Source organism: Marivita sp. (genome assembly GCF_051251565.1).
GTDB lineage: Bacteria > Pseudomonadota > Alphaproteobacteria > Rhodobacterales > Rhodobacteraceae > Marivita.
This window is the reverse complement of the sequence record NZ_JBPOFB010000020.1, coordinates 26368-43541: the sequence shown is the minus strand read 5'-3', so window position 1 is coordinate 43541 and position 17174 is coordinate 26368. Positions and strand designations below refer to the sequence as shown.

12 protein-coding genes and 1 riboswitch are annotated in these 17174 nt (G+C 56.9%); of the genes, 6 read left to right on the top strand and 6 right to left on the bottom strand.

Going from position 1 to position 17174, the window contains the following annotated elements; genetic code table 11:
- Nucleotides 1-200 precede the first annotated feature (200 nt).
- Nucleotides 201-1880, top strand: a complete 1680-nt coding sequence (locus ACSHXH_RS17060) for an ABC transporter permease (RefSeq protein WP_435673002.1) — start codon at nucleotides 201-203, stop codon at nucleotides 1878-1880.
- Nucleotides 1881-1908: 28 nt separating this feature from the next.
- Here ACSHXH_RS17060 and ACSHXH_RS17055 read toward each other — a convergent pair whose 3' ends face one another.
- Nucleotides 1909-2868, bottom strand: coding sequence for an extracellular solute-binding protein (locus ACSHXH_RS17055; RefSeq protein ID WP_435673004.1), 960 nt, complete (start codon nucleotides 2866-2868; stop codon nucleotides 1909-1911).
- 259 nt (nucleotides 2869-3127) lie between these two features.
- A complete protein-coding gene (locus ACSHXH_RS17050; RefSeq protein ID WP_435673001.1) occupies nucleotides 3128-6106 on the bottom strand; it encodes a DUF4214 domain-containing protein in 2979 nt (992 codons plus the stop codon).
- 370 nt (nucleotides 6107-6476) lie between these two features.
- A riboswitch (cobalamin riboswitch) is annotated at nucleotides 6477-6682 on the top strand.
- A gap of 130 nt (nucleotides 6683-6812) precedes the next feature.
- On the opposite strand from ACSHXH_RS17050, the gene ACSHXH_RS17045 reads away from it, so the two are divergent.
- Both ACSHXH_RS17045 and ACSHXH_RS17040 read left to right on the top strand, forming a co-directional pair.
- A complete protein-coding gene (locus tag ACSHXH_RS17045) occupies nucleotides 6813-8645 on the top strand; it encodes a TonB-dependent receptor plug domain-containing protein (protein ID WP_435673000.1) in 1833 nt (610 codons plus the stop codon).
- Between the two features lie 3 nt (nucleotides 8646-8648).
- Nucleotides 8649-9467, top strand: a complete 819-nt coding sequence (locus tag ACSHXH_RS17040; RefSeq protein WP_435672999.1) for an ABC transporter substrate-binding protein — start codon at nucleotides 8649-8651, stop codon at nucleotides 9465-9467.
- A 7-nt stretch (nucleotides 9468-9474) separates the two neighbouring features.
- Here the strand turns inward: ACSHXH_RS17040 and ACSHXH_RS17035 are convergent, their stop codons facing one another.
- A complete protein-coding gene (locus ACSHXH_RS17035; RefSeq protein WP_435672998.1) occupies nucleotides 9475-10353 on the bottom strand; it encodes a BadF/BadG/BcrA/BcrD ATPase family protein in 879 nt (292 codons plus the stop codon).
- Between the two features lie 174 nt (nucleotides 10354-10527).
- On the opposite strand from ACSHXH_RS17035, the gene ACSHXH_RS17030 reads away from it, so the two are divergent.
- Nucleotides 10528-12294 (top strand): sugar phosphorylase, encoded by a 1767-nt coding sequence (locus ACSHXH_RS17030; protein WP_435672997.1) that lies wholly within the window; start codon nucleotides 10528-10530, stop codon nucleotides 12292-12294.
- Here ACSHXH_RS17030 and ACSHXH_RS17025 read toward each other — a convergent pair.
- The 3 genes from ACSHXH_RS17025 to ACSHXH_RS17015 form a co-directional block, all read right to left on the bottom strand.
- Complete coding sequence (locus ACSHXH_RS17025; protein WP_435672996.1) at nucleotides 12285-13505, bottom strand: glycosyl transferase; 1221 nt, start codon at nucleotides 13503-13505, stop codon at nucleotides 12285-12287. The two genes, ACSHXH_RS17030 and ACSHXH_RS17025, sit on opposite strands and share 10 nt — an antisense overlap.
- Nucleotides 13498-14298 carry an HAD-IIB family hydrolase gene (locus tag ACSHXH_RS17020; protein WP_435672995.1) on the bottom strand — a complete coding sequence of 267 codons (801 nt, stop codon included), beginning with the start codon at nucleotides 14296-14298 and terminating at the stop codon, nucleotides 13498-13500. The genes ACSHXH_RS17025 and ACSHXH_RS17020 overlap by 8 nt, the downstream gene beginning before the upstream one ends.
- A gap of 163 nt (nucleotides 14299-14461) precedes the next feature.
- Nucleotides 14462-15835 (bottom strand): aminotransferase, encoded by a 1374-nt coding sequence (locus tag ACSHXH_RS17015; protein WP_435672994.1) that lies wholly within the window; start codon nucleotides 15833-15835, stop codon nucleotides 14462-14464.
- Between ACSHXH_RS17015 and ACSHXH_RS17010 the strand changes: the two genes are divergently transcribed.
- Both ACSHXH_RS17010 and ACSHXH_RS17005 read left to right on the top strand, forming a co-directional pair.
- Nucleotides 15761-15949 carry a hypothetical protein gene (locus tag ACSHXH_RS17010; RefSeq protein ID WP_435673005.1) on the top strand — a complete coding sequence of 63 codons (189 nt, stop codon included), beginning with the start codon at nucleotides 15761-15763 and terminating at the stop codon, nucleotides 15947-15949. The genes ACSHXH_RS17015 and ACSHXH_RS17010 overlap by 75 nt on opposite strands.
- A 40-nt stretch (nucleotides 15950-15989) precedes the next feature.
- On the top strand, nucleotides 15990-17174 hold the full coding sequence (locus ACSHXH_RS17005) for a M24 family metallopeptidase (RefSeq protein ID WP_435672993.1): 1185 nt from the start codon (nucleotides 15990-15992) through the stop codon (nucleotides 17172-17174).

Genomic DNA, 17174 nt, shown 5'->3' with positions numbered 1-17174 from the left:
GAAGGTCGTAGGTTCAAATCCTACCCCCGCAACCATCAAACCACAAAAAAAATATAAAACCACGCAATACAAGGGAAATTAGAGCCCGGATATCTCGGGGTGGGATTTCTTTTGCCTGAGTGAAATGTTAACAGGTCTGAAAAACCTGACTGAACATATCGGATATAGCGCCGGCTACGCCAAACCCGGACATACATCACATGGCAGACACAACGCTTTCCTCACAAAACGCCAACGGTCCCAGACAGGGGAAGTTGCCCTGGATTGTTGCGACGTTAATCGCTTTGATTTGTGTATTGCCTCATTTCAGCGTGATCATCGCGGCGTTCATGGGATCAACAGACACGTTGCAATCATTGGCTGAAACCGTGCTTGGTCGATACACACGTACCACGCTGGCGTTGCTTGTTCTTGTTGTTGTGTTCAGCACGCTGATCGGTACCATTTCAGCTTGGCTTGTCACAACAACTGACTTCTGGGGACGACGGGTTCTAGAGATTGCCCTGGTTCTGCCGCTGGCCTTTCCAGCGTATGTTCTGGCCTATGCCTATACCCATGTTCTGGACCATCCGGGGATCGTCCAGACCGCTTTGCGGGCTGCGACCGGATGGGGGCCGCGGGATTACTGGTTCCCGGAAATCCGGTCATTGGGGGGCGCGACGGCGATGTTGACGCTGGTGCTGTACCCTTATGTCTATCTTCTGGCGCGCGCGGCGTTTGCTTCGCAAAGTGCGACGACATTCTATGCCGCGCAATCCCTTGGACAGACACGGGTGGGGGCGTTTTGGCGCGTATCCTTGCCTATGGCGCGTCCCGCAATTGCATCGGGTGCGATGCTTGTCGCTATGGAAACTATCGCAGATTTTGGAACAGTGTCCTATTTCGGGGTGCAAACTTTCGCGGTTGGGATTTACTCCAGTTGGTTCACTTTTGCAGACCGCGCGGCGGCGGCCCAATTGTCATTGGGGCTTTTGGCCTTTGCGCTGCTGTTGGCGATCCTGGAGCGCGTCAACCGAGGTGAGGCGCGCTATGCGTTTGGGCGCAAATTCGAACGCATGCCACGGGTTGCGTTGAAAGGAAGTGCTGAGAAGCTGGCGTTCCTCGTGTGTTTCCTTCCGGCGTTTCTAGGATGTATCTTGCCTGTTGTAATGTTGTCCGAAATGGCTCTCGGGTCGGAACAGAACCTTTTTAGCCAGCGATATCTCCACTTTGCCAGAAATTCAGTGACTTTGGGTTTGTGCGCGGCAGCGTTGACCGTGGCTGTTGCCCTGCTTTTTGGTAACTTGGCACGAAACCGGACCTCTTGGTTTGCCACTGCTATCTTGTATGTGGGCAGACTTGGATACGCCGTGCCGGGTGGGGTGATTGCGGTTGGGCTGCTGGTTCCGTTTGCGTTTTTCGACAACACGTTGGATGCCTATATGCGTGAGACGTTCGGGGTGTCGACCGGGCTGTTGTTCACCGGGTCAATTTGGTTGCTCGTTTGTGCTTACATGATCAGGTTCCTGGCGGCCGCAATCGGCGCGTATGAAGGGGGCGTGGCGGTGATCAATCCAAACATGGATGCAGCGGCGCGGGTGCTTGGGCAGAATGAATGGGGATTGCTGCGCCGCGTGCATTTCCCGCTCTTGCGACCAAGCCTGTTTACGGCCCTTTTGATCGTGTTTGTTGATGTGATGAAGGAACTTCCCGCGACGCTCATCATGCGACCGTTCAATTTTGACACGCTGGCTGTGCAGGCGCATCGACTGGCTTCCGATGAACGGTTGGCAGGGGCCGCAGTGCCAAGCCTTGTGATTGTTGCGATTGGAACGCTACCGGTTATTCTTTTGTGTCGCAGAATACGGAATGAACAGGGGAAAACAGAAGAGGGCGCCTAAGCGCCCCCTGTGGTCCGTTTGGTTTGGATTATTTCCAGCCAACTTCGTTGAAGATGCGCTGCGCGATGGGCAGGTTTTTCGCCACTTCGGACAAATCGGCATCATCAGGGCGGAAAATGCCAAGCGCTGCTACAGATGGTGACAGGCCAACGCCGGGCACCGCAGGGTATTCGTCGTTCCCAGCCGAGAAATATTGCTGTGCTTGATCAGATGATAGGTATTCAAGGAACTTGATTGCATTGTCGCGGTTAGGCGCATGGGCTGCGACACCGCCCCCTGAAAGGTTCATATGGGCGCCTTCCGCGTTTTGAGCGGGAAAAACCCAACCGATGTTCGCGCGATCTGCTTCGAGCAGGCCTTCGACGTCCTGACGAAGCGCACGCGAGAAATAGTAGGTGTTTGAAATCGAGATATCGCATTCGCCCGATACCAACCCGCGCAACTGATCGGTGTCGCCGCCCTGTGGGTCGCGCGCGAAGTTGTCGACGATACCTTGCGCCCAGCCACGGGCCGCGTCTTCGCCGTGGTTCTCGATCACGGCACTCAGTAGAGTTTGAGTATACACGTTGGTTGAGGATCGGTGGCACACCATCCCTTTATACTGCGGGTCGGCCAGCGACACGTAATCAAGCGGCGGGCTTTCGACCCGTGTTTTATCGTAGAAGATAATCCGGGCGCGTTGGCTAAAGCCAAACCATTGGTTGTCATCGTCCTGCAAGCTGTCGGGTATGCGTGTTTCCAGAACGTCGCTGTCAATGCTTTGCAGGACGCCCATATCTTTTGCCCGCTCAAGCCGGGATGTGTCGACCGTCAAAAGAATATCGGCTGGCGAGTTTGCGCCCTCTGCCTGCATCCGCGCGATCAGTTCGTCGGCATTACCTTCGATACGGTTGATGGTGATGCCGGTAGCTTCGGTGAAATCACTATAAAGACGTTCATCCGTGTCGTAATGGCGCGATGAATACAGGTTGACCTCACCAGCTGCCATGACAGCCGAACTGAGCGCCGTGCTGGCGATCAAAGCCAGCGTCGAAGTTGTTCGAAGGACGTGCATGGGAATCTCCGTTTGACATTATTCTTACTAAAATAGTCAATTACATGATTCACGAAGTCGATCAACTCTTTCCGACTAAAATAGTCAGATAAAATTTCAGCGCGAAAACTGCACGATGGAACAGACCAACTTGCCCGCCGCAACATCGCGGGCAAGGCTGCGATCTGCACTGCACCGGTCGACCGGGTAGATTTCAAAGAAGCGAAGGCGCGTCCAGAAAACCGATTAGTGGCATCAGGAACGCGCCGTTGTCGGCGTCACTCGCGTCTGCAAAGAACCCATCAATAGCGGCAATAGCGGATGCCAAACCATTTTCGCTTCCGTCGAACACGTCCATCACTGCCGCCGCGTCCGCCACATCAGACATGCCCCGATGCACGGCAAACAATGCGCCGAGGTCCGTCTTTTGTTCCAGATATACTTGGTCGGCCATTTGGCGGTCTATGAATGCCTGAGACGCTCCGGCAAACGGGTCTGCTTTTGCGCCCCGCAGAATTTCAAGAATGAATTCGTTCTGGCTGACCGCACCCGAATTGAGCGCATCTTTCCAAAAGTTCAGCCCTTCCAGATCAGGTGCCCGTCCAAGCACGTTCTCATAGATGTCCGCGACGAACCTGACGATGTTGGTGCCTTCGGGATAGATGCCTTGTGTCTCAGGCTGACCTGCAAACAAGAGGGCCATCTCGTCCAACGACGTTCCGTTTGCATAGGCGGTTGCCCAAAAGGCCAAGCCGATGGCATCGGGGGCACGGTTGAAATAGGCGATATACAATTCGATGAATAATTCGAATTCGTCGTCTGACAAATTTCCGAGGGCGTCGTGGTCGGGCAAAGTAACCGCGTCTGAAGTCCCCAATGAGCGGAATTCAAAATCGATCTGTTCGATATCGAGCAGCTCAATCGTGCCAACTCCGTCAGCCCTCCGGTCCGTCACTGATATGCCATCAGCACGAATGGACACTGTGAAATTGTCCTGTGAACTTGCAAAGACCACTTTGTCATTTCCACCGCCGCCAAAGATCGTCTCCATTCCGGACCGTGCTGTGAATACATCGTTATACGGCGTGGCGGTCACGTGTGTGTCGTTTACGGAATTGACGTCCTGTTCTTCATCGAAAACGTCGTCCTGACTGTCTGTGGAGGTGTCACCATCCCCGCCTTCGGGCGTCTCGGGCGTGTCTGGGACAGAGGGATGATTGGAGCCGTCCGCCGTGATTTCCGTACGCGTGCTGGTCAGGGATGTACGTGTTCCAAAAATGTCCGACACGCTGACCCGGAGGCTTAGTGCGCTGCCGAGGTCGGCTTCTGCCACGACGTAGGTTGCGGATATTGCGCCTTGCACGGGCTCTCCATCGCGCATCCATTGGTAGATTGTTTTCCCTGCATTCAGACCGTCATCATCGCTGACGCTGACAAGATTAGCAGTCAAGGTTTGTCCGACGCGGAAATCCCCATCAATTTCAACCTGCCCGGTTGTTGGTGCGTCTGCCCCGCCCGCGGTGATGTCGGTCAGTGACAGGCTAGACGTAGTCACGCCGGGTCCTTGGATGTTGAGGACCGTACCATCGCCAAATGTCAAAACAACACCGTTGGCGTTCTGCGCGGTGGCAAGGGCTTGGACCACGTCGGCTCGGCCAAAGCCGGACAGGTCGAGGTTGTCCGACAGAAGCAGATAATCCGTAATGCGTACTATCCCGTCGCCCGGCTGAATGACGAAATCGTCCGACCCGGTTCCGCCAGTCAGCGTGTCGTTCCCGCCTCCGCCGCTCAGCGTGTCATTCCCGCCAAGCCCGAAAATATGGTCGTCGGATTGTGTTCCAGACAATAAGTTTGCTGTTTCGGTGCCATTCATGAGTTTGGGTCCTGTTTCCTCAGGGTTCGTCTGTTCCGTATCCGGCGACGCGTCTGATCCGGTGGGGCCTGCTTTGGTTACCAATTCAAAGTTGGATGCGGACAAAGGTGAGCCACTTTGCGATGTGTGGAATACGTCTACCGTCGTTCCATCCGATAAGGTGATGCGCGACACGTTGCTGAACGGTTTGGTGATGGCATCCACGACCTGAGTTGCGGATGAAAACCCGCTATCGATCAGGCGGATTGTTTCGGTCGACACATCGAAGTCGGACAGAGTGTTGCGGCCATCGCCAGCGCCAATCACGAAGATATCTTGCCCGCCTTGGCCAAAGAATGTGTCTTTTCCAGCACCGCCGCGCAATTCGTCCTGGCCTGCGCCGCCGTCAAGATAGTCATCACCCTGATCGCCAAACAGCGTATCGTTGCCGTCTTGGCCAAAGAGGTTGTCGTTGCCGGTGTTACCGCGCAAGATATCGTTGCCGCTTGCGCCTTGCAGTGAATCGTTGCCGCCCAGACCGTCGAGTATGTCAGCGACGTTCCGTCCAAAAATCAACTCGCCCTCTGCGCTAGCCAGCGGCGGAGTGCTTCCTTGTTGAGTAAATCCCTCGATTTCATATCCGATATCCGCCAAAAGGGCTTTGTCGATCTCGCTGATCAGCACGCGCTTCCCGATTGTTAGGATCGGATCAAGGGACACCGTGTCCTCGGCAAACCCTTCTTCGACGTGTGCGTGGTCCTCCTCGACGGGGATGGGGTCGCCGTTGTTGACGGAAAGCGCGTTGGGGCCGGTGAAATGATCATTCACAATCCAGCGGTCAAATGCGCTGGAGGTGCCGATGCCAAGGATATGCCCGATTTCATGCACCGCGACGGACAGAAAATCGCTTCTCCCCTCAACCGGACCATCAAGGCTGAAAGACCAGTTGGTCAAACTGTCGAAGGTGATCCCGCCGGCCCAGGGTTCAAAATCGGTGACTGGACCCGTGCCTCGGAAATCGCTGCTGATCCGTGCCGAATAAGCGTCTCCTTCGGCATCCCATCCGTCTGGCCCGGCAAGAGCCAATGTCGGCCCCGGAAATTCGGTTGCGCCGACAAAGACGATTATGTCATCAACAGCATTGGTCAGCGTGACGGTCTCGATCGCCAATGTCGTTGGGTTTTGGACGCTGAACATCGTGCCAACGGGCAGGTCGTCGAACTCGTCTCGGATCACGGCTTCCCACTCAGCTGCGGCCGCTTCTAATGCGGCACGTCGATCGGCGCTGGAAAAGAACCCTGTGCTGTCAAACCGATAGTCAAACTGGATCGTAAATGTCACGTGTCGCGTTCCCTTGTTCGCATGCATGCAGACTGGTAGATTGTGCAGTCTGCCTACGTCGTTGCGCTCATTGAAGGCTCAAACCTATCCTTCAACTTGGGCTGTTTCGTGATCGTAATGCGGCGATTCCAACGTTAAAAATTAGGAAATTTAGACAAATTTTGCCGGTTACCTACTTCGATGGTCCTTTGCTGGCCCACGCGTACTTTCGACACCAGCGCTGGCCGGAATGGGCAACATCAGGCAGATTTTCCGGGTCGAGGGCCTGGGTGTTCACACGATTGATCAATCAGGAAAACTGGCTACCTGAGGCCAAACACGTTTTTACGCGGGATTGAGACTGGGCTTGACGGACCGGATGTGTCGGGTGCACATGAAGGTGTTTACGGTCCGGGCGTGTTACAGCGTTCGGTTAAAAGGGAACGCGGTGCTTCTTTGGAAAAACCCGCGACTGCCCCCGCAACTGTGAGCGGTGAGCGACGCTGAAATTGCCACTGGTGCCTGACACGGGCGCTGGGAAGGCCAGCAGAGCGATGACCCGCAAGTCAGGAGACCTGCCGTGAACCAACACCCAGTCTGATCGCGGGGCGCGATGAGACGGCGGCCCGTCCGCAGTGGTGTCCATCACCGTCTGCGGATGCACGTGCATTCCAGATTATTGTTACCATTCCGGCGTGTTTCGTCGGACAAGACTGGAAATATTCCTATGGCTCGTCTCACCACCAAACTGCTGTTGTGCTCGACGCTTGTTGCGCCGTCGATTTTGGCCGCGCAAGACCTGAGTGGCACCGTTATCGAACTTGAAGAGATCGTTGTTTTCGGCGGCCTTCTTCCAACCAACCTCAACACCACCGGGGCCACTATTGATGTTGCGGAAACCGACGACATCCTGCGCGGCGGGGTTGGCGTCACAGCGGCGCTTGATACACTTCCCGGTGTTGCCGTTAGTGCCAATGGCGGATTGGGTGGCAGCGCCACGGTTCGTATTCGCGGGCTGAGTGGGCCCTATGTCGGCGTGCGGGTTGACGGGATTGATGTTGCCGATCCGTCCGGGCCGCAAACCGCGTTTAACTTTGGGACGCTGACAACCGGTGCACTGGACCGGATCGCTGTGGTCAAAGGCACCCAGTCAGCGGTGTATGGCTCCGAAGCAATTGCCGGCGTTGTCGAGGTCGAAAGCTGGAGGCCCAGTGTGGATGGCGTGTCCGGTCAGGCACAGCTTGAGCTTGGCAGCTTTGACACCCGCGCTGCAAATCTGAGTGTTGGGTATCTCGATAGCCGCGCGGAACTGGCCCTGAGCCTTGGCCGTGTCACATCCGAAGGGTATTCGGCACGCGACACCGATGATGAAAACGATGGGTTCGAACAAACCGCTGTGAACTTTTTTGCGGCCTACCAAGTCAGCGACGCCATTCGTTTGGGCGTTAACGGATTGTGGTCTGAGGGTGTTTCCGAGTTTGACCGATCTGCGACGGACAACACTGGCGAGATTGATGAAGCACGCCGCGGCGCGCGCGTGTTTGGTGAGGTTCAGACTGGAGCATGGACCCATGAGCTGTCCTTCAGCCGTTTTGAAACGAACCGGTTTGACGGCAACGGCTTCACGCGCGATTTTGTAGGCGAACGCGACACCGCAGCCTATCTTGCGCAGGGAGACGTTTCGTCGACCATGTCCTTGGCTTTGGGGGCGGACTGGACCGAGGAGCGATCTGAACTTGACGGCGATGCATATGATGCGTCCAACTCTGCGGTCTTTGCAGAGATTAAGGCGACTCCAACAGATGCGGTCGAACTGTCCTTGACCCTTCGGTATGATGATTATTCAGACTTTGACGGTCGCCTTTCTGGACGTGCCGCGCTGTCTTACCAAATGAACGACGCAACGATTTTACGCGCGTCCTTGGGTAGCGGATACCGTGCACCGTCTTTGTACGAACGCTTTGGCCCGTTTGCCGGGTCGGCACCCCTGAACCCCGAAGAAAGCCTGAGCTTTGACCTTGGCGTTGAACACAACTACGGCAACAGCGGTTCGGTCAAGGCCACCTTATTCTGGGCCGAGATCGACAACCTGATTGGTTTTGGGGCCTCTCCGAACTGCCTGCCCTCGCAAGCCTTTGGGTGCTACATTCAGACCGATGGGACGACGGTCACGCGCGGGCTTGAGCTAAGTGGGTCGTATGCCATCACGGACCGCGTGCGTATGTCTGGGGCCTATACCTTGACCAATGCCGAAAACAACGGGGACCGGGTGATCCTTGTACCGCGTCATGATCTGTCGCTCGCGCTTGAGGCGGATATCACGGACCGGTTGCAAGTGGGCGTGAACGTGACCCATGTTGCCGATACGCTGGATGGGTTCGGAACACCGACTGCGCTGGATGATTACTCCGTTTGGGACGTGTCTGCGCGCTATGACATCACCGAAAGGGCATCGGTTTATGGAGCCATCGACAACGTGGGGGATGCGTCCTACCAGACCGTGCGTGGGTTCAACGCGCCAGAGCGGACCATCCGTTTTGGCATCCAGACCTCGTTCTAAAGGATGGGGCGTCTTCTGACGCTGACAGCTATTGTGCTGGCCCCGGTGTGGGCCAGCGCCGATGATTCCCCGCGCGTGGCGTCGATCAATGTCTGCACCGATCAATTGGTGATGCTTCTGGCCGAGCCGGATCAGATTGTGTCGCTTAGTCTGTTGGCGGATGATCCGCGATCTTCGGTGATGGCGTCCAAAGCAGGTCTTTTTGCCAAGAACACTGGCCGCGCCGAAGCGCTAGCTGTTCAGAAACCCGATGTGGTTGTTGCGGGCGAATACAACGATCCCGCTTTGATCGCGCTTTTGCGGTCCATCGGGATCGAGGTCGTGCAATTCCCGGTCACGCGTGCGCTTGCTGACATTCCGGGCGAAATTCGCAAGATGGGGGATGTGCTGGGTCAGGCTGCCAAGGCAGACCGCATCGCATCAGATCTGGAACAGACCTTGGAAAAACCGCGCCCCCTGACTGACGACGCCCCACTGGCGGCGTTCTTTTTCCCGAATGGCTTTGCGCTTGGGGCCGGGACGTTGAGCCATGACATCCTTGTGGCAGGGGGGGCGCGGAACCTGTCTGTTGAATTGGGGTTTCAGGGCAACGGCACCTTGTCGCTTGAACAGGTGATTTTGCACGCTCCTGATCTTCTGATCGGGGCGCAAACCTATGATGGGTTCTCATTGTCCGAAGAGATGGTGACCCATCCTGCGCTGTCACAGGTCCCGGTGTTGCACACGAATGTGGATTGGGTGTGTGGCACGCCTTATGTGATGCGTGCCATTGCAGATGTATCCGCTTTGATTGACGCCTTGCTTGTCAGCAACGGCGACTAAGCTGCGGTTACTGCTGATCCGCACGCCTGCGCGCAAGTTGCAACGCACCGTCCAGGGCGGCGCCCGAGGGGGAGACTATGCGCGCCTGATGCGCAGGCTTTAGCCATTGGGCATAGGACGGACCAAGCCCTCCGGTCAGGCAGATGACGTGAGTATCGGCAAGCTGCGCGGATTGCAGGCACAGGTTCAGGTACTTTGCCCCGTCCTGCACCAAAATCACTCCATTCGGATCGCGCGCGTTTGCGGCTGCGAATACAGGGCGGGCCAACTCGGCATAGGCGGAGGCCGTAGCCTTTGCAGCAAAGGCGATGAGGTGTCCGGGATTGCCGTTAAAACGCGCAAGCAGCGTGTCGATCAGGTCTGATGAGTCGGCAAGCCCGTCCAGGACAAGTGCACCGCGTTGGAGCGCTTGTCGCCCCAGCCACGCGCCCGATGCCTGATCCCCGAGGTGAAGCCCCCAGCCGCCGATATACCGGTTCTTTGTGCCCTTTTTGACGGCCACAAAAGATCCGGTTCCTACAGAGACCACAGCGCCATCCCGGTCGCCCAAGGCCCCGATCACAGAGGTCAGTTGATCATCACTGACAACGCATGCGCCAAATGGCAGGTCAGCGGCCAAGGCGGTGGCTGCTTCTGGTGTGACGATCCCGGCAAGACCGACATGCGCTGTGGCGTGTGCAACCCTGACCTTGGACAGGCCCGCAGCCTGTGTTGCATCGGTCAGGGCGGTCAGAATGTTCCGCAACGCCATGTCCGGATCGGTCGTGTAATTGGCAGGTCCCGCCGACGCGGTGCCAAGGACCGTGCCGTCCTTGTCCGCAATCGCGACACGGCAGCCGGTGCCGCCGCCGTCTATACCGATGATGAGGGTCGATGCTGGTTTCATACTTGCGCTGTATCACAGTGCTGTCGGGTTTGTGCAGTCGCGGATTGTGGGTGCTCGTCCAAAACACAGCCGTCTATTGCCCAAAATTTGGGCAGGCCTAGACGCGCGCTTGCGTTTGGTGGCCCAAGGTTGCGAACTGTTTGAAACCGCGAAACGGTCGTGATTGTGTGGGCTATGCCTCAAGACGTTCTGAACAAAGAAAAAACGCCGGCATTGAGCCGCTCCATCGCGTCCAAAGTCAGCGAGATTTATCCTGACGTGAACGCAGATATTCTGACGTCCCAGATCATAGAGGCGTTCTGGCCCGAGAACGCGCAGCGCCGCAAACGTGGGCGCGCGCCCGGCAATGCCCTTTGGTCGCAGGGCGATGCTTTGATCATCACTTATGGCAATTCGATTGTGGACGGGGTGCACAAGCCATTGGACCTGTTGAATGACTTCCTGCGCCGGTACCTGCGGGGCGTCATCAACGGCGTGCATATCCTCCCGTTTTTTCCATTCACCTCGGACGATGGGTTTGCTGTTACGGACTACATGGCGGTTAACCCGCAGCTGGGGGATTGGGCAGACATCAACCGGATCGCGGACCAGTTCAAACTGATGTCCGATCTTGTGCTCAACCATGTGTCAAGTCAGGGCACGTGGTTCAACGCCTACCGGCAAGGGAAGCCGCCCTATGACAAGTTCTTCTTTGAGGCCAGCCCTGACGATGATCTGAGCATGGTTGTACGTCCCCGGACCACGCCGCTTTTGCAGAAAGTCGAGACAAAGAACGGCCCTCGCCATGTGTGGTGCACCTTCAGCCATGATCAGATTGACCTTGATTTCCGCAACCCTGACGTGCTGCTGGAATTTCTGCGCACGATCCGGACGCATATTGATAACGGGGTGCAGATCATTCGTCTGGATGCGGTGGCATTTCTTTGGAAAGAGGTCGGATCGCCGTCGATCCATCTGCCGCAGACACATGCCATCGTAAAGCTGATCCGATTGCTGTGTGACTATGCGGTCGAACCGATTGTGTTGTTGACCGAAACCAATGTGCCCAAGGCTGAGAACCTCAGTTATTTTGGCAAGAGGGATGAGGCGCACGTCATCTACAATTTCCCGTTGCCGCCCCTGATTCTGCATGCGCTGTTGTCCGGTACGGCAAAGACCCTCGACAAATGGCAACGCTCTATGCCGCCCGCGCCGCTTGGCTGTGCTTACCTGAACTTCACGGCCAGCCATGACGGAATTGGCATGCGCCCCGCCGAAGGTTTGTTGTCGCCCGACGATCAGGATGCGATGATCCAGAGCGTCAAAGCCTCTGGCGGGCTTGTGTCGATGCGTGCTTTGCCGAACGGCGGTGAAGCCCCGTACGAACTGAACACAACCTATTTTGCGGCGCTCAGCCGAACCTTTGATGGGCCCGATGATCATCACCTTGCGCGGTTCTTGTGTTCGCAAACCATTGTCATGTCGCTTGAGGGGATTCCCGCCTTCTACATCCATTCGATGCTCGCCACGCCGAATGACACCGATGCGGTGGTGCGGCGCGGGATGAACCGGGCGATCAATCGGCACAGGTGGGATTACGACACGCTGCAATCGCTTCTGGCCGAGGACGGGTCAGTTCACGGGCAGGTTTTGCGCGCTTTGAAGGCACGGCTGAAGATCCGCCAGAAGCAAACGGCGTTTCATCCCAACGCAACCCAATTCACGGTCACCACAGGCGATAGCCGGGTCTTTGGAATCTGGCGGCAAAGTCTCGATCGACGGCAATCGGTTTTTGCGTTGCACAATGTCAGCAAGGACAAAGTGACCCTGCCGGTCACTGCGCTGAACATCATTGCTGATGAAGACTGGCGCGACCTGCTGTCAGGCGAGGTTGTGTCGGACGAAGATGTTGAGTTGGCACCCTACCAGTGCCGCTGGATCAGCAACGCGGGTCACGCATAGTCCTGCATGTCTGCCAATGCCGCGGCCTGCATATCGCGCAGGAAGTCCGGGTCGGCGGCATGCACGCGGTTCCAGGTTGCAATAAACGGGGTTTCGCGCAGGTTTTCGAGGAACGTCTGTCCAGCCCGCATGATGTTTTCGGCGAACAGTTCGATAGATTGTTCTTCTGCGTGGCGGTCGATGGTAAGGCCGTTCATCTGCGCATCGCTGTAATACGCATCCAACAGATCCAATGCGCTGCGGTAATATGTGGCCTTGAGCGTGCGGAAGACGTTGTTGGTAAAAATGGTGCCATCCGCGGCCAACTTGCGGAAAATCGCCTTGCAGATGTCCGTGGACATGCGGTTCAGCCCAGTCGCGGCATCTTCGGCGCTGAGCGACTGGTGCTTGTGGTCGTAGGCATCGGCGATTTCGACCTGGCAGACCGCCTTGGGGGCCAGATTGCGCCACGCTTCGGACAGGACACCGATTTCGAGCCCCCAATCAGATGGGATACGCAGGTCGGGCAGGATGTTCGTGCGCATCGCAAATTCACCAGATAGCGGGTAGCGGAAACTGCGCAGGTAGTCGATGTAATCGCGGTCCCCGATCACGCGTTTCAACGCGATCAACAATGGGCTCACCAAAAGCCGCGTCACACGCCCATTCAGTTTTTCGTTTCCGATGCGGGCGTAATACCCTTTGGCGACCTGATAGGGGAACGTCGGATTGGCCACCGGGTAGATCAACCGTGCGAGCATCTCATTTGTATATGTCAGTATATCGCAGTCATGGATCGCCATGACGGCGCTGTCCTGACACCCGATCAGATACCCGATTGAGGACCAGACGTTCTTGCCCTTGCCCTGCTCAGTAGGGGCCAGACCCATCGCATTAAGCCGTTCGCCCAAGGCCAGCATGCGCGGGCTGTCGTTCCAGATCACGATGTGGTTTTGATCCAGCCCCTTGAAGAACGCGCACGCGTGCCGGAACTGATCTTCATCGGCGCGATCCAGCCCGACAATCACTCGGTGCAGATAGGTAACCTTGGCCAATTCGGCCAGAATGTTCGGCATTGCATCGGTTTCTAGCTCTGAATAGAGGCAGGGCAGGATCAGCGACATTTTTCGCGTCTGGGCGAATGTCTCAAGCTCGTAGGTCATTTCCGGAAGCGACCGGGTGCGCAGATTGTGCAGCGTCGTGATGTTACCGTTCTGGTGAAAATCAACCATAGAGCTTTGATCCTGTCTTGAGTCCGTGCGCGTCGAGAAAGGCGTGCACCGCCGAATTCCACCCCTGCGGGCCGGGGTCTGTAGTGCGCATGATCCTGCCATCGGCTTCGCTGGCAGTTTTTGGCAAGGGTGCGCGGTGCGGATTGGCGACGATGACACCGTGATCCGCCTGTTCAAGCATGGCAATATCATTGGGCGCATCACCAAGTGCCAGCGTTTTGGCTGGGGCGACGACCTTGATAATTTGGACCATCGCATCCGCTTTGGTGGTTCCGAACGACAGCGTCAGAAACCGTCCGCCCTGCTGTGCGGTCACGCCATGTTCAGCCAGCACCGTGCGGAACGCGTTCAGCCTGTTGGCGTCGCCCGACCAGTCCCCCGGTTCCGAGAACATCCGCGTCTTTGCGCGCTGTGCGGCGTCGGGCGGCAATCCGGTCAGCAAAGCAACCTCGTCCACGGTCATGTCGCCGAACCCGCGAAAGAGGCGGCGCAGAGATCCAGGCAAACCATCAAGGGTGTCGCGCAACACTGCGTAGCGATCTGTCATGTCCTGCCCATCAAGGCCGATCACACCAGATCCGTTTTCCACAATGGCGGGGTACTGGGTCAGCGCCATTTGATCCCGCAAATAAGTCATTTCGGAAGCGGTTTTGCTGCTTGCCAGAATGACGGGGATGCCCAGTGCTGCAAGACGGTCAAGCGCAGGTTGCGCGGCGTCCCACCGGTAGGTGGTATGATCCAAAAGCGTGCCGTCCAGATCGGTAAAGACGGCGAGTTCCGGTGGATTCTTCATCACGATAGTGTCGGCTTTGAGCTGGCAGGCCTCAAGCGAAAAGCGACATTCAGGGGCCCTTTCAAAGGGTGCCCGTCGTCGTTGTGGTGCAAATGCCCAGAAAAAGGAACAGGCCGCCGGGGATGTATCCTGACGGCCTGGGCCAAATGTTTTGATGCGTTGCCTAGCCAAGTACGGCTTTGACGGCCCGGACGGTTCCGGCGATCACGGTGTCCGCCTCTTCGTGGGTCAGGCAGAAGGGCGGTGCAAAACCCAGAATATCCCCCTGTGGCATGGCGCGGGCGATGGTTTTGTCCTGCTCCAAAAGCTTGGCCGAGATCTGTGGCCCGATCTTGTCGGCGGGGTCAAAGAAAACGCGGTCTGTTTTGTCTTTCACAAACTCCACCGCGCAAATCATGCCTTCGCCGCGCACGTCTCCGACTTGGGGGTGATCGGCCAAGGCTTCGGTCAAACCTGCGTTCAAATACGCGCCGACCGTGCCCGCGTTTTCAATCAGGTTCAAATCGTCCAGCAGTTTGAGGTTCGCAACCCCCGCCGCCGCCCCGATAGGGTGCGCGGAATATGTCCAGCCGTGCCCGATGGGGCCATTTTCGTCTGTGCCTTGTTCCAGAACCGCCCAGACCTTGTCTGATATGATGGACCCGGAGAGCGGCGCATAGGCCGAGGTGAGACCTTTGGCGATGGTGATAATGTCGGGCTTGATCCCGTAATGCTCAGAGCCAAACATAGTGCCCAGACGCCCAAAGCCTGTCACGACCTCGTCGGCGATCAGCAGAATATCATGTTTTTGCAGCACGTCCTGAATTGCGGCCCAATAGCCTTCGGGTGGCGGGACAATGCCGCCGGTACCCAGCATGGGTTCCCCGATAAAGGCCCCGATGGTGTCCGCGCCTTCCTGGGCGATCAGCGCTTCGAGATCAGCCACACATTGGGCGACGAACTGGGTCTCGGTCTGATCCAGATTTTCGCGGCGGAAAAAATAGGGTGCGGTTGTGTGCACCACCTGTTCGATAGGCAGGTCGAATTTCTTGTGGAAAAGCTCAAGCCCGGTGAGTGATCCGGTGACCAAACCCGAACCATGATAGCCACGCCAGCGCGAGATGATCTTTTTCTTCTGTGGGCGGCCCAGGATGTTATTGTAATACCAGACCAGTTTGACATTGGTCTCGTTGGCATCCGACCCGCCAAGGCCGAAATAGACCTTGGACATGTGATCGGGCGCGCGGTCAAGTATCATCTTGGACAAGGTGATCGACGCTTCGGTGCCATGACCGACATAGGAATGGTAGTACGCCAATTCGCGCGCCTGAGCGGCAATCGCCTCTGCGATCTCTTGCCGCCCATACCCGACATTTACGCAGTAGAGACCGGCAAACGCATCCAAAAAGCGATTGCCGTCGCGGTCTTCGATATGCACGCCTGACGCGGTTTTGATCACCCGGCTGGGGCTTTCGCCGCGAGCATGTTGCGCAAGGTGCGTCGAGGGGTGGAAAAAGTTGTCTCGATCCCACTGATCAAGTTGGTCATTCCGCAGCATGTCGTTTTCCGTTCATTAAAGGTGGCAAATCGTTGTGCACAACAGGCGATGATTCCAGATCATGTCAAGAATACTTGCCTGATTCTGGGCGCCGTTCAGCAGTATTTCCGCTGAGTTGTGCACATCTTACAAAATAAAGCGCTGAGGACCAACCATGCCTGACGGAAATGCCCCGTTTAGCGACGCAGAATACGACCGCCGCATTGCTTTGACACGCAAGGCAATGCACGCCGCTGGGCTGGATGCCCTGTTTGTGACTGACCCCTCAAACCAAGCATGGCTGACAGGCTATGACGGTTGGTCCTTTTACGTCCATCAGGGTGTGCTTTTGCGCCTGGAGGGCGAACCGATCTGGTGGGGGCGCTTTATGGATTCAATCGGGGCGCTGCGCACCTGTTGGATGTCCGCGGACAACATCTTTGGCTATCACGACCGGTATGTGCAATCGACGGTCCGCCATCCGATGCAAGACCTTGCCGAACGGCTGCGCGATCTTGGGTTGGGCGCGGCGCGCATCGGCGTTGAGATGGATAACTACTATTACTCGGCCAAGGCGCATCAGGTTCTCATATCCGAACTTCCAGATGCAAAGATCAGTGATGCAACCGCGCTTGTGAACTGGCAGCGGTTGATCAAGTCCGACGAGGAAGTTGCGTTCATCCGCAAAGCCGCCCGGATTTCCGAGCATGTCATTGAAACCGCAATTGCGCGCGCGGCACCGGGTGTTCGCAAAAATGATGTGGTCGCAGACATCATGCATGCCGGGATCACGGGTGTGGACGACATCTGGGGCGATTATCCTGCCATCGTACCGTTGACGCCTTCGGGGCTGGACGCAACCGCCGCGCATCTGACGTGGAACGGGGAGCCAATGCGCGCAGGCGAGGCGACGTTCTTTGAGCTGTCGGGGTGCTATCGCAGGTATCATGCGCCGCTTTGTCGGACAGTTTTCTTAGGCAAACCTCCACAAGCGATGCTGGATGCGGAACGGGCGCAGATTGAAGGAATCGAAGCCGGGCTGGACGCCGCCCGCGCGGGCAACCGGACGTGTGACATTGCCAATGCCTTTATCAACGTGTTGCAGAAACATGGTATCCACCGCGAAGGGCGCTGCGGCTATCCGATCGGATTAAGCTATCCGCCGGATTGGGGCGAACGCACGGCCTCTATTCGGGCCGAAGATGAAACCGTTTTGCAGCCCGGAATGGTGTTTCACTTCATGCCTGCATTGTGGATGGACACATGGGGGCTTGAGACAACCGAAACCATCCTGATCACTGATAACGGTCCAGCCGAAGCCCTGTGCCAGGTTGAACGCAAACTGTTTGTCAAGGACTAG

Coding starts and splice junctions, on each gene's coding strand:
- ACSHXH_RS17040 (WP_435672999.1), top strand. CDS start 8,649: ATGGGGCGTCTTCTGACGCTGACAGCTATTGTGCTGGCCCCGGTGTGG.
- ACSHXH_RS17015 (WP_435672994.1), bottom strand. CDS start 15,835: ATGCTGCGGAATGACCAACTTGATCAGTGGGATCGAGACAACTTTTTC.
- ACSHXH_RS17055 (WP_435673004.1), bottom strand. CDS start 2,868: ATGGCAGCTGGTGAGGTCAACCTGTATTCATCGCGCCATTACGACACG.
- ACSHXH_RS17045 (WP_435673000.1), top strand. CDS start 6,813: ATGGCTCGTCTCACCACCAAACTGCTGTTGTGCTCGACGCTTGTTGCG.
- ACSHXH_RS17060 (WP_435673002.1), top strand. CDS start 201: ATGGCAGACACAACGCTTTCCTCACAAAACGCCAACGGTCCCAGACAG.
- ACSHXH_RS17010 (WP_435673005.1), top strand. CDS start 15,761: ATGTTGCGCAAGGTGCGTCGAGGGGTGGAAAAAGTTGTCTCGATCCCA.
- ACSHXH_RS17005 (WP_435672993.1), top strand. CDS start 15,990: ATGCCTGACGGAAATGCCCCGTTTAGCGACGCAGAATACGACCGCCGC.
- ACSHXH_RS17020 (WP_435672995.1), bottom strand. CDS start 14,298: ATGAAGAATCCACCGGAACTCGCCGTCTTTACCGATCTGGACGGCACG.
- ACSHXH_RS17025 (WP_435672996.1), bottom strand. CDS start 13,505: ATGGTTGATTTTCACCAGAACGGTAACATCACGACGCTGCACAATCTG.
- ACSHXH_RS17030 (WP_435672997.1), top strand. CDS start 10,528: ATGCCTCAAGACGTTCTGAACAAAGAAAAAACGCCGGCATTGAGCCGC.
- ACSHXH_RS17035 (WP_435672998.1), bottom strand. CDS start 10,353: ATGAAACCAGCATCGACCCTCATCATCGGTATAGACGGCGGCGGCACC.